Here is a 12,488-nt window from a genome sequence, read left to right on the forward strand (position 1 = left end):
CTTCGGTCGCTGGACGCTGCGCGATAAAGCCGCGCAGCGCCGGTTAGCTCTACGTTGGGCGTCGCGAGCAACTTAGTCCCCCATGAATTCCGAACAGACAAATGGAGTCGAGGCAACCGATTCGCAAATACCTGAGCCCGTCGCGAAGGCGATCGCGGAACACCGGGAAGCGGTGCAACTCGAATTGCTCGAGCGTGAACGCCGATTTCCGCAAGCAGTTATTAGTTGCGTCCAAAACTGGCGCAGAGGAGGAGCTTATCGAAAGGCGTCCGTATCAGCGCTAGCGTGGACTGTGCTTGGCCGTGCTACGACAACATCGGTGATCAGCGCGGTCGGAATTGCAGGTGTACTCGGAATAATACTGGCGTGGCAGGCCAATGCGCTGCTGCAGAGCCAGAATGAGCGTCTCGATGTTCAGACTCATCTAGCGGAGGCCCAGCGACGAGCAGCTTTGATCTTCGAACTTACAAGCATCCTCGATCAGCTCCGAGATGAGCGATCGAAGGCGTCCAGCAAAGATCGCGAAAGGCTTTTCAATCCCTCTGCCGAGCTAGGTGCGCGGATCGTCGCGCTATCGAGATCGCTAAGGCCTTATTACTTCGTAACGTATCCAACCGGTGGTGGAAGTGCCGAGGAAGCCAAATCTCCCTTACCTAGCGACTTCTGGGCTCGAGTTATGACATTTCAATTCATGGGGCCCAATTCGCCGGTCCTCGGAACTCGGCCACTTAGTCCCGAGCGAGCCCAACTGCTCATGAGTTTAGCCGCGAGCCGCGTGAACCTCGGCGCGTCATCCTTGCAGGGCGGCACGTTCGCAAATTCAGATCTATCAGGCACCCTACTTCGGGACATCTCCCTGAGTGGGGTGGACCTGCAGGGCGCCAGTCTTCGAGGGTCGCGGCTCATGTTTGTAAGGTTCAGCGAACCTCAGATTCAGTCGCCTGCTCGTCTCGATGATGCGGATTTCACGTGCGCGGACTTTACTGACGTATTTCTCATATCGGCAACTCTAGATCGAGCCAAGTTTGCGCATGTGGAAATGCGCGGCTTTGATTTCGTGGGAAGCAAGCGTCCAGGATACGGCGATTTCAGCGTGCCATCATTGGACACCGTACACTTGGGGCGTGCGGATCTGACTAACGCGGACTTCCAAGACGTGATCTTGGGTCCGGATCTATTGTGGTTTGATCCGGATTTCAGAGGTGAATTGCCTAAGGGCTTCGAGCGAGAGCGATGGCAAGTAGTTAAGCATCCCTCAAGGCCAAACCATTGGCTGGTCAACGACACACGTGATCGCTCAAATGTGAAGTCGCTAAGGGATCGGGCATGCAAATGAATCGTCTTCCATTCGGAAGTGACGCCCAACAAATGCATGCACCCGACCGGCTACAGCGGGCTGCGCCCGCTTCTGCCGGCAGGTGATGCGAAGCGTTGGGCGGCTTAGTACTCGGCCACACTAGTTATGAATGGTGCACTTACAGCTGAGATTCGACGCCTCGGTGGTGACCCGACGGATGAGCTATGGAGGTGGTTTCTACGCAACGGGCCGCACGGCAATTCATTCACCTGGAGTCAGACCCGTGGTGAGCCGCCTGGCTATGTTGGTGTTGAGCACCTGCAAGAAATTGTTGCCGATAGAATGAAGGGCAACCCATCGTTTCTCACCCGGGCCAACCAAATTACCGAACTGGCGCTGTTATCCGCTGATCCGAATTTCCTGTGTCGTGCTGTTCAGGTTGCAGCAGTGGTCGGGACGGAGGCCCAATTAAAACGCATTGCGCCTTTCACGTCTCACGAAAACTCGGTAGTAGCAGGACATGCAAGGGCTGCTGTGTTCTACCTTAAGAGGCGACTTCGCAAGGGATCAGCAACGTGCAATTGAGGCAGTCGCCCAACCCATCATTCCACCGGACCTTGCGCATAAAGCCGCGCAAGGCCGGTGCATTCAAACGTTAGGACGCACGTGAACGTCGAGACAGTTGCCCTGCTTGTCGTGTTTGGTCTCGGTGCTGCCTGGTCTGTGCACTCGAGCGGCGGCGTCGCGCGGCGCTCAAAGTCTATTGGACGCGAAGCTGTGCAGGCAGCGCCTGGCGAGAGGCGTTCCCGGACGAGCCAAGAGATGCCATACGCGAGTTTCTCTACTTCGTCGTGGACGAGTTCGGCTTTGAGCGCCGACGCGCGTTGCAATTGGGTCCTGCTGACACCCTCTTAGGACTCTACAGGGCGTGCTATCCAGACAAATCCGCACCAGACGCGATGGAAGTGGAGTCACTTTTCCGTACGCTCTCGGCCCGGTATAAGGGCGCACGCTTCGCGGAAGTGTCAGACGCCGTCACTTTTGGCGATCTCTTCGGACTCGCTTGCGGGGTGCGTCCAACAATTCGTTGGAGCGGACGCGTGAGGGATAAAGTGCCAAGCTCATGCGTCGGCGCGCGCGCCGCTCAACTCAATCGTTAGGCCTCATATGCACCGTCCGCCCAGTTCATCGAAGTTCGAGCTTGAGTTGGTCTACGGGGGCGTACCTGAATCCACCCCTGATCGCGTCTTTTCCTACGCCAGAGGAGACATTGCGTTGGGTGACCGATCGAGTTCAACCGAACTCAGTGCTCACCGTGGCAAACATTCGTGACGGCGCTGATCTTGGCAACTTCCTAGTCTTCAACAACCACGATGGCGTCGCCCATGTTCGTTTGCTGTAGCACATGGGCTACTACGCCAAACGAACTGAGGCGATCGCTACAGGTCGCACGGTCGCGTTCACAAGCGACGTAGGCACCACGTTCTCCGTAGACGAGAACTCAACCGTCCCTCTCGCGGCTGCTCTAGGCGCTCTGACGCACTGGCTAGCAACTGGCAAACCCGATCCGCAACTCGCCTGGGGCGAAGAGTGAGGCCTAACCCTTCGCTCGAGCCGACCCGCACCGGCAAGGCACCCTGGCCGCGAACCGGTGCTGTCTATCATCCGCTTCGCGGCCAGGGCGCCTCGCCTCCACGGTCGGCTCAGCTCAAACGTTGGGCATCTTTGACGTGAATACCTCCCGGTATCTTCAGGACCAAAGAGAGGCGCTACGGGCCTCGGTGGAATACTTCCGGAGTGGCAACGCCATCGAACGCAATCTCTGGGTTGGACGCGAGTTCCTTCAGAACCTTAACCTCTCGTTTGTCGAAGGCGAGGTGATGGCCCCGCCCTCGGATCCCCCTGACCTGATATTCCGTGACTTCCATGCCGAGGTTAAGGAGATACTCGACCCTGGGCGTAAGAGGCATGCAGAGTACAAAGAGGCACTGCTCAAAGCGGAGCGTGCGCGTGATCCACAAGAACTTCTTAAGGACTTCTCCCCGAAACACTTGCTGCCATCAGAACTCGTGAACCTAGTTGAATCGCGAATGCCGTCGATGTCGGATAAGTATGTCCGCGCATTTCGCGCGACGACGGATCTCTTTGATCTACGTGAATCTTTTGGAGCACTTGCCGTGTCCTGGAGCGTGGCCGAACTGCGAGCGGCTCTCGGAGTTTTCGTGGCGTTCGGTTTCCGCGGTATTTGGATGGGGAAGTTACGTCTTTGTTGCCAAGTCCACTGCTCCGCAGTTCCTTATAGATAAGGTTGGGAGTGTCACCTTGCGGAAGTCCGCGTGAAAGGCACGCTGCCCAACCAGCGCTTACAGCCGACCGCCAAAGGCGGGCTTCGCCCACCGTCGGCGTCGTCTGAAGCTTATCGTTGAGGCTGTAGAAAAACCCCCGTTCTCCCCTTGATCGCCGATCTGGGCCTCGGCATCATCGTAGCAACAGCGTTGCTGCGGAGAAGTCGCCGATGCCGAACTTCCGATCCGTCGACAGGAACCTCAAGTTCATCGCCGTCGACTTCGATGCGCAGATCCTCCCCGGCACGTTCGAGCACGCCGTCAGCGTGCTGGTAGATCAGGAACTCGACCTCACGCCGTTCATCGAGACCTACCGCAACGACGCCACCGGCGCGCCCGCCTATCACCCCTCGGTTCTCCTCAAAGTCATCCTGTTCGGCTACAGCCGCGGCCTGATCAGCTCCCGCGCCATCGCCGCGGCCTGCCGGCAGCACGTGCAGTTCATCGCCCTGAGCGCGGACAGCCAGCCGGACTTCTCCACCCTCGCAGGCTTCGTCAGCCGTCACGGCGAGGCGATCCAGTCGCTCTTCACCCAGGTGCTGGTCATCTGCAACCGCGAAGGCCTCATCGGCCACGAGATGTTCGCCATCGACGGGGTCAAGCTCCCGAGCAATGCGGCGAAGTCCCGCAGCGGGCTGCGGGAGGACTTCGAACGGGAAGCGCAGAAGGTCGAACAGTCTGTGGAGAAGATGCTCGCGGAGCATCGGAGGCAGGACGCTGCGAAGATCCCACCGGGGCAGGAACAGCGGGCACGTGAGGCCCAGAAGATCGAGCGGATGCGGGAGCACGCCAGGCAAATCCGGGCGTGGCTGGAGAAGCACCCCAGGGACCGCCTCGGCGCGAGCGGGAAGCCGGTGCTGAGCAACCGCACCGACAACGAGTCGGCGAAGATGTCCACGGACAAGGGCGTCGTGCAGGGCTACTGCGGCGTGGCGGCGGTGGACGAGAAGCACCAGATCATCGTCGCCGCCCAGGCGCACGGGACAGGCTCGGAGCAGGCACTGCTGCCGGGGATGGTGGAGGACCTCAAGCCCGTGCTGACCGAGGAGAGCGTGATCGTCGCGGACGCGGGCTACCACAGCGAAGCCAACCTCGCCCACCTGGAGTCCGAGAAGGTCGAGGCCTACATCGCCGACCGTGGTTACCGGGACAGGGACGAGCGCTACGCCGGACAGGAGAGGCACAAGGCGAAGGACGACGCGCTCTGGGACAAGAGTCCGAAGGACCAGAGGCCGAAGCAGTTCCCGCCCTCTGCCTTCAAGTTTGCCGATGACCTGAGTACCTGCATCTGTCCCGCTGGGAAGCGCCTCTACCGGAGCGGGAACAACTGCAACCGCAGTGGGCTGCGATCGATCGGATTCAAGGGGACACAGACGGCGTGCAGCAACTGCAAGCTCAGAGCACAGTGTCTGCGCAAACCGGACAAGACACCGGTCCGTCAGGTAGCGCTATTCCTCGGCAAGCATGAGTCCGCGCCGGAGCGACCCATCGAGCGCATGCGCCGAAAGATCGACACCGAGCAAGGCCGCCGGATGATCACCCGCCGCTTCGCGACGGTGGAGCCCGTGTTCGCGAATCTGCGGCACAACAAGGGGCTCGACCGATTCACGCTGCGAAGCAGGAAGAAGGTGGAGGGGCAGTGGCAGTTGTACTGCCTGGTTCACAACATCGAGAAGCTGATGAGGGCGAGGCAAGCGAGATGAGGGGCGGTATGGACACCGCTACCGCGGTACGCACGCCGGCGGTCGCCAAAATCGACGGCTGCGGGCATCCAAGTCGCCGAAAGCGCGGTCGACGTATGATCGACAACGTCTGGCCGCGACGGCGACTTTTCTACAGCCTCGTTAGGCATCACAGGCTGTGCCACGCCAAGTCCTATACAAGCCGCCGCATCCACAAACTGAGCCGTGGCCACCTGAGCGCCCCGAACCGGGCCTGCTTAGCAATGAGCCAGCTCGTGTGGTGTACCAAGCCGCCTGCCTATCCATCGCCGAAGCGCTTGCTCGGCTAGGGTTCAAGTACGCAAAAAGTAAACAACGCTGTTCGCGGCAAGCTGGAGACTTCCAGGAGGAAGTCAGTTTCCAGTCAAGCCACTACAACGCTTCAGGTCGCCATGTACAACTTTGGCTACATGCCACGGTGGCCTCGCGTGCGCTTCAAGCGTGGCGGCAGAAGCGTCTGCCCAGCGAACTGGCAAGCGCGCACGTTGCAGGAGGCATGGTGCACCTACTCGGCACTCAGTACGCCTTGGTGCAGTGGGAACTAGCTGATCCCAGAGACCGTCGACAAACGATCGAAGATGCCGTCGCGTTCATACGCAGCGACGTACTCCCCTACTTTGCGCGCTTCAGCGACACAGCTGGACTGATCTCTTTGCTGGCAGAGCAAGCAGTCCCGGCCTTTGACTTGGTCCCGTCGGTCGAGTTTGCGCACTGTTTTGGCGGGAAGGACCAAGCTCAGGCAGTCCTGAATCGCTTTCTGCGCGACAGACCAGACTTGGAGCCGGCCATCGCTCTAGAGGCGGCCAACCCGTCGCCTTCTACCTTGCTCCGGCCCGGCAACTACGTGCAGCAGGTCGCGTACCTCAAGCACCTTTACGGTCTCGCCTGAGCGGTGATGCCTAACCCCTCGCTCGAGCGGACCTCCACCGGCAGAGCCGCCTGGCCCTTGCGGGGCCAGTCGCATATCGTCCCCTACAGGGCCAGGCGCCTCTGCCGGTTCCGGCCCGCTCAGCTCGAACGTTGGGCCGTGAAATCTATTGCTGCCATATCTGCCTTCATAGTCACCTCAGCGGTTCGTGGCGAAATGTCGCTCGGGCGGTGGCTTGAGCAAAATGAACCCAAAGTGCGAGCCTACTTGCTGGCACTCAGGCCAGAACAAATTGGCACGAATGTGTCGGGGGTAAAGCTGTCGGAGGGTAAGCGTGAAATAAGCGGATACCGTTATCTAGCCAACCTATCTCAACCCAGCCGCGGCCTCTACATGTTCAAGTTTGGCTACATCTATCGGGGAAATCAGTTTGAGGCTCATTACATTTGGGTGGCCAAGGGCCATCGGGGCCATGATCTAAACCAATCCCCGCTCTGTTCCGGTAACTGGATCGAGCCGGGCGGATGGGGCGTACTAAGGGGGGATCAATACACTTACCAAGAAGCTCAACCAGGAGAGAACATCGTAGTCACAACCTGCCAGCTAACACTGCCCAACCCATCCATCAACACGGACGCTGCGCGATGAAGCCGCGCAGCGCCGGTTATGTCAGACGTTGGACCCCGTAGTGTTCGCCCCGTGCGCGGCATTCCTTCTGGCTCTTGCCGCGATTGCCTCTGTCGCAAGCGCTGCAGGCGAGACGTGGCGATTGCGTATGGATCGCCTCGGACCGATCAGTGTTGGGATGACGGCGGCTCAAGTAGGGAAGGCAGTGGGTCCACATGTCGCGGAAGACTTCTCTCCGAACAACGAGTGCTTTCATCTACGCAGAACTGGAAACCTGAGCGGCGTCTCATTCATGATGATTGGCGGCGAAGTCGCCCGGATAGAGGTGGACACGCTGAGCGTTGTGTCGTGGTCGGGTGTGCGGATTGGAAGCACGGAGGAGCAGATAAAGAAGATCTATGGTGCCAGGGTGAAAGTCGAACCCCACAAGTATCTCGAGGGTAACGGCCACTACCTTACTCTCCGCTTACAAGACGGTCGCTTCGGCAGGCGATTCGAGACCGAGAACCGCCGTGTTGTTCGTTTCTACGCTGGGCTTTGGAAGCATCTCAGATACGTTGAAGGGTGCGCGTAGCATGGAGTCCAACCCGGCGCTCGTGCGGGACCGGTCGTCTGCGGCGCTCGGCCTCACAGCTTTTTCGTTAGAGCCGCACGCATGCTGACGCTTGAGATGCTCTTTCGATATTTGGGACAGCTCGTTGTCTATGGAGGCGGAGCAGTTGCCATAGCGTACGGACTCTTCAAAGTGCTCGCTGTGAAGTGGATTGACGCCCGATTCTCTGAACGGCTCGAGGCCTTCAGGCACGAGCAAGCGAAGGACTTGGAACAGTTCCGATTCAGAATTAACTCCCTCTTCGACCGCGCGACGAAGCTCAACGAGAAGGAGTACGACGTTCTGCCAGAGGCGTGGGGGAGACTGAACGAGGCTTATTGGAAAGCTTCCGTTATCGTCTCTCCCTTCCAATCCTATCCGGACCTCGAAAGGATGACGGACGCGCACCTTGCGGAGTTCCTATCCGCGTGTCCGCTTCAGGACTGGGAGAAGCAAGAGTTGATATCCGCGCGAGAGAGGAACAAGTATTACCAAGAGCACATCTTCTGGCATTCCATAGCGGACGCAAAGGCTGCATCAAGAGAATCGCATGTCTACCTTTCAAAGAATGGCATTTTTCTAAAGCGCGACATAAAGGAGAGGTTTAGTGTGATGGACGAATTTATCTGGCACGCACTCGTCGCTCGCGAAACCTTGGAGCGAGTCAAGCCACATAAGGAACCGAACACAGCCGTCGATCGCTTTCGCAAGGAAGGCGAAGCAATGCTGAAAGAACTAGAGGTCGTAGTACAGGCGAGAATGCATGAATAGTAGGCATACAGCGGCTCTAAGCTGCGCCGCTGAGCCGCGTCGTTCGGCCCCATAGCGACGAGAATGCTCAGAAGCAGCCACTCATATCTCTATCGCATCATGCCGCTGCGGCATGTCGTTGACCTGTTTGAAACCCGCGAGTTGCACTTCGCCAGTCCCGAATCATGGGACGACCCGTACGAGAAGGTATTGCGGCATAAGGGAAGCTCGTTAGCTTTTGCGCAGTGCTGGTGTACCAGAGCCGTCTCTGATGCGATGTGGCGCATCTATTCATCTGATCGAACTGCTATTCGCATTCGGTCGACACGATCGAAGCTTCTGGTCGTGGGGGCTCGAATCAAGGCAACCTATAACGCCACTTTTCGACTTGATGAAGTTGTTTATAAGCAAGCGAGGGAGGTCGATGAAGGCTTGGCTACGATCGCTGCGGAGCTCAAGCAGACGTTCAGCATGAACCGAGCGGTCGATGCCTTGTACGTCAAGCGGGATGCCTTCGACTACGAAGCAGAGGTTCGAGCCGTCGCCTTTCTGCAGCCGAAGAAGGGCGTTCAACCGCCGCAGCATCTGCGCGTGCGGATCGACCCCCATTCCCTGGTCGACTCGATTCTTTTTGATCCAAGAGCGGAAGCGACATACATCCGTATGGCGACGTACTTCCTCAGGAAGTCTCTAAACTTTGAGGGGCCTGTGTCGCGGTCGGCGCTCTATCGGGCAGCGAGGATTGATATTCCCGATGACGCAGAACCCATCCTTCAAGCGGACGCCTACCGGCGCCGCTCAAGTCAAACGTTACCTTGCCTTGGTGAAATCTGTGGATCACGTAGCGTCGAGGTACGTATCGAGGATTCTGGCGGGGTTCCTGTCTTGCCTTTATGTGACGGCTGCTTGTGCTCTCACCCTTCCGGCAGACCGAGATCCGAAATACAACTCTTCGATCAATCCAAAATACAATTCGTCGATAAATCCAAAGTACAACTCGTCGATCAATCCGAAGTACAACTCCTCGGCAAACCCAAGCTACAACTCGTCCATCAATCCTTCGTACAATTCATCAATAAACCCCAAGTACAACTCGTCGATTAACCCCCAGTACAACTCATCGCTAAACCCTCGGTATAACTCGTCAATCGATCCTACGAAAACCACTTGGTCTGGGCTTTAGGTCTTCGATCTCGACGGTGATCTTGCGGGAGTGGCCGTTCGAGCCGAACGTGGGTTCCTGCTGTTCTTCGGTCTAAGCGGCAAATGGCAGGGATATTTTGCGTCGAATAGTGACACTGGGTACAACTGGTTCAGCGTTGAAGGTGAGTGGCGAGGCTATCTCATTCATAACTCTGACCGAGGATTCAATCTCTTTTCCAAGGATGGAGAATGGATCGGGTTCCTAAATTAACAACGGGCCGAGCAGCGACCTGAAATGATCCCAGACGCAGAAGAATTATTCGCAAAGCTGGAGCAGGAGGGAGAGCCTACTGTGCGAACTCGGCTTGCCCAAGGCGTGTATGGGCAGCAAAAGACACCTCTCGTGATCGAGTGGCTGCACCAGAAAGAACAATCCCGCGCCGATATATTGGCGAATGAAAACCTGAAAACCACCAAGAGCGCCCATATGGCAGCATGGGTAGCGGCATGCGCTGCCGTCATAAGCGCCCTAGCCGCCATCTATGTCATCTTCAAAAGCTAGCGTGCGTATCGGATGGCAAGCTAACCCATCAATCAACCGGACCGGGAAAAAGCTGCGCTTTTCCCCGGCCGGTTATTTCACACGTTGAGACTGTAGAAATACCCCTTTTCTCCCCTTGATCGCCGATCCCGGCCTCGGCATCATCGTCGCAACAGCGTTGCTGCGGAGAAGTCGCCGATGCCGAACTTCCGATCCGTCGACAGGAACCTCAAGTTCATCGCCGTCGACTTCGATGCGCAGATCCTCCCCGGCACCTTCGAGCACGCCGTCAGTGTGCTGGTAGATCAGGAACTCGACCTCACGCCGTTCATCGAGACCTACCGCAACGACGCCACCGGCGCGCCCGCCTATCACCCCTCCGTTCTCCTCAAAGTCATCCTGTTCGGCTACAGCCGCGGCCTGATCAGCTCCCGCGCCATCGCGGCGGGCCTGCCGCCAGCATGTGCAGTTCATCGCCCTGAGTGTGGACAGCCAGCCGGACTTCTCCGCCCTCGCAGGCTTCGTCAGCCGTCACACTGAGGCGATCCAGTCGCTCTTCACCCAGGTGCTGGTCATCTGCAACCGCGAAGGCCTCATCGGCCACGAGATGTTCGCCATCGACGGGGTCAAGCTCCCGAGCAATGCGGCCAAGTCCCGCAGCGGTCTTCGGGAGGACTTCGAACGGGAAGCGCAGAAGGTCGAACAGTCCGTGGAAAAGATGCTCGCGGAGCATCGGAGGCAGGACGCTGCGAAGATCCCACCGGAGCAGGAACAGCGGACGCGTGGAGAGGCAGAAGATCGAGCGGATGAGGGAGCACGCCAGGTAGATCCGGGCGTGGCTGGAGAAGCACCCCAGGGACCGCCTCGGCGCGAGCGGGAAGCCGGTGCTGAGCAACCGCACCGACAACGAGTCGGCGAAGATGTCCACGGACAAGGGCGTCGTGCAGGGCTACTGCGGCTTGGCGGCGGTGGACGAGAAGCACCGGATCATCGTCGCCGCCCAGGCGCACGGGACAGGCTCGGAGCAGGCACTGCTGCCGAGAATGGTGGAAGACCTGAAGCCTGTTCTGACGCCCGAGAGCGTGATCGTGGCCGATGCGGGCTACCACAGCGAAGCCAACCTCGCCCACCTGGAGTCCGGAGAAGGTCGAGGCCTACATCGCCGACCGCGGCTACCGGGAGCGTGACGAGCGCTACGCCGGACAGGAGAAGCACAAGGCGAAGGAAGACGCGCTCTGGGACAAGACGGGCAAGCGACCGAAGAAGGGACGGTTTCCTGTGACCGCCTTTACCGTAGGCGAGAACGGGACTCACGCGGTATGCCCTGCCGGGAAGAAGCTCTACCGAAGCGGCGGCAACTGCAACATCGGCGGCCAGCGGGCGATCAAGTTCAAGGCAGCGCAGAGCAGCTGTGCGAACTGCCCGCTGAGACAGCGCTGCCTGAGAGAGCCCACTCAGCACTCACCAAGATCGATCGCGGTGTTCATCGGCAAGCACGCCCACGCCATGGAACGTCCCATTGAGCGCATGCGCCGGAAGATCGACACCGAGCAAGGCCGCCGGATGATCACCCGCCGCTTCGCGACGGTGGAGCCCGTGTTCGCGAATCAGCGGCACAACAAGGGGCTCGACCGATTCACGCTGCGGAAGCAGGAAAAGGTGGAGGGGCAGTGGCGGTTGTACTGCCTGGTTCCAGACATCGAGAAGCTGATGAGGGCGAGGCAAGCGAGATGAGGGGCCATTGCGAGGACGAGAATCGAGACGTGTTTGCAATAGTCGCGATTGCCGCGTGCGACAGTCGCAAGCATCATGGAAAACGGTGTCCACGTATGATCGATACCATCTGGCCGCGCAGACGGCTTTTTCTACAGCCTCGTTAGCCGTCACAAGGAATCGCCAATGCTTGAAATTTCTTGGTTGCTATTTACTGTCGCTTCGCTCTCGTGCTGATCGTGACACCTGGGCAAGATATGGTTCTCGTCATGTCACGCTCAATTGCACAAGGCGCTGCCGCTGGCGTTGCTACCGCTGCCGGTGTGAGTGTCAGCCTCGTGGGCCACACCGTCCTCGCCACGCTGGGGCTAGGTGCAGTCTTGCGCACTTCCGAGTGGCTATTTCTGGTCCTAAAGCTTGTTGGCGCGGCATATCTCGTTTACTTGGGCATCCAGTTGCTTCGCTCCAAAGAGCAGGTACTGGCCGTTTCGTCTGGTGCTCCGCGCTCGCTGCCGCGGTTGTTCCTGAATGGTGCGCTATCGAATGTCTCCAATCCAAAGGTCGCGGTCTTTTTTACTTCGCGTTCTTGCCGCAGTTTGTGTCGCCTGGTGCTGTCCACCCTACGCTGTGTGTTTCGTCCTCGGCCTCGCGTTTGCTGCTCTCACTTTCTTGGTTAAGGGGCCAGTTGGTTTCAGTGCCGGCCTGTTGTCCGGTTGGCTGCGCTCTCGCCCCGGCTTCCTCGCGTGGATCTATCGCACGAGCGGGGCCGTACTCATTGGCCTCGGCGTCAGGCTGGCGTTGGAGCGTCGCGCGTGACGGCTAACCCTGCGGTCAACACGGACGCTCCGCCGAAAGCCGGCAGAGCGCCGGTTACCTTGAAGGTTAGGCGGC

9 protein-coding genes and 2 pseudogenes are annotated in these 12,488 nt (G+C 58.8%); all 11 read left to right on the forward strand.

Annotated features, from left to right (window positions below):
• Positions 1 to 82: 82 nt before the first annotated feature.
• The 11 genes and pseudogenes from IPK20_04895 to IPK20_04945 all read left to right on the forward strand — a co-directional run bounded on the left by IPK20_04895 (position 83) and on the right by IPK20_04945 (position 12,413).
• Positions 83 to 1,336, forward strand: a complete 1,254-nt coding sequence (locus tag IPK20_04895) for a pentapeptide repeat-containing protein (GenBank protein MBK8016107.1) — start codon at positions 83 to 85, stop codon at positions 1,334 to 1,336.
• Positions 1,337 to 1,462: 126 nt separating this feature from the next.
• Positions 1,463 to 1,882, forward strand: a complete 420-nt coding sequence (locus IPK20_04900; GenBank protein MBK8016108.1) for a hypothetical protein — start codon at positions 1,463 to 1,465, stop codon at positions 1,880 to 1,882.
• A 1,130-nt stretch (positions 1,883 to 3,012) separates the two neighbouring features.
• Positions 3,013 to 3,603 (forward strand): DUF1780 domain-containing protein, encoded by a 591-nt coding sequence (locus tag IPK20_04905; protein MBK8016109.1) that lies wholly within the window; start codon positions 3,013 to 3,015, stop codon positions 3,601 to 3,603.
• A 209-nt stretch (positions 3,604 to 3,812) separates the two neighbouring features.
• Positions 3,813 to 5,345 carry an IS1182 family transposase gene (locus IPK20_04910; GenBank protein ID MBK8016110.1) on the forward strand — a complete coding sequence of 511 codons (1,533 nt, stop codon included), beginning with the start codon at positions 3,813 to 3,815 and terminating at the stop codon, positions 5,343 to 5,345.
• A gap of 256 nt (positions 5,346 to 5,601) precedes the next feature.
• Entirely contained in the window at positions 5,602 to 6,252 is a 651-nt protein-coding gene (locus IPK20_04915; protein ID MBK8016111.1) for a DUF4304 domain-containing protein, read from the forward strand.
• A 754-nt stretch (positions 6,253 to 7,006) separates the two neighbouring features.
• Positions 7,007 to 7,432, forward strand: coding sequence for a hypothetical protein (locus IPK20_04920; protein ID MBK8016112.1), 426 nt, complete (start codon positions 7,007 to 7,009; stop codon positions 7,430 to 7,432).
• A gap of 81 nt (positions 7,433 to 7,513) precedes the next feature.
• Entirely contained in the window at positions 7,514 to 8,221 is a 708-nt protein-coding gene (locus tag IPK20_04925) for a hypothetical protein (GenBank protein ID MBK8016113.1), read from the forward strand.
• Positions 8,222 to 8,320: 99 nt separating this feature from the next.
• Entirely contained in the window at positions 8,321 to 9,304 is a 984-nt protein-coding gene (locus tag IPK20_04930) for a DUF2971 domain-containing protein (protein ID MBK8016114.1), read from the forward strand.
• 334 nt (positions 9,305 to 9,638) lie between these two features.
• Positions 9,639 to 9,905, forward strand: coding sequence for a hypothetical protein (locus tag IPK20_04935; GenBank protein MBK8016115.1), 267 nt, complete (start codon positions 9,639 to 9,641; stop codon positions 9,903 to 9,905).
• A 177-nt stretch (positions 9,906 to 10,082) separates the two neighbouring features.
• Positions 10,083 to 11,618: pseudogene (locus IPK20_04940) on the forward strand (IS1182 family transposase).
• Between the two features lie 165 nt (positions 11,619 to 11,783).
• Positions 11,784 to 12,413, forward strand: a pseudogene (locus tag IPK20_04945) (LysE family translocator).
• Positions 12,414 to 12,488: the final 75 nt, after the last annotated feature.

The organism is Betaproteobacteria bacterium (assembly GCA_016713305.1).
Lineage (GTDB): Bacteria > Pseudomonadota > Gammaproteobacteria > Burkholderiales.

Excerpts from the sequence above, each read along its gene's own strand:
- IPK20_04920 (MBK8016112.1), top strand. The coding sequence starts at position 7,007 with ATGGATCGCCTCGGACCGATCAGTGTTGGGATGACGGCGGCTCAAGTA.
- IPK20_04910 (MBK8016110.1), top strand. The coding sequence starts at position 3,813 with ATGCCGAACTTCCGATCCGTCGACAGGAACCTCAAGTTCATCGCCGTC.
- IPK20_04930 (MBK8016114.1), top strand. The coding sequence starts at position 8,321 with ATGCCGCTGCGGCATGTCGTTGACCTGTTTGAAACCCGCGAGTTGCAC.
- IPK20_04935 (MBK8016115.1), top strand. The coding sequence starts at position 9,639 with ATGATCCCAGACGCAGAAGAATTATTCGCAAAGCTGGAGCAGGAGGGA.
- IPK20_04895 (MBK8016107.1), top strand. The coding sequence starts at position 83 with ATGAATTCCGAACAGACAAATGGAGTCGAGGCAACCGATTCGCAAATA.
- IPK20_04900 (MBK8016108.1), top strand. The coding sequence starts at position 1,463 with ATGAATGGTGCACTTACAGCTGAGATTCGACGCCTCGGTGGTGACCCG.
- IPK20_04925 (MBK8016113.1), top strand. The coding sequence starts at position 7,514 with ATGCTGACGCTTGAGATGCTCTTTCGATATTTGGGACAGCTCGTTGTC.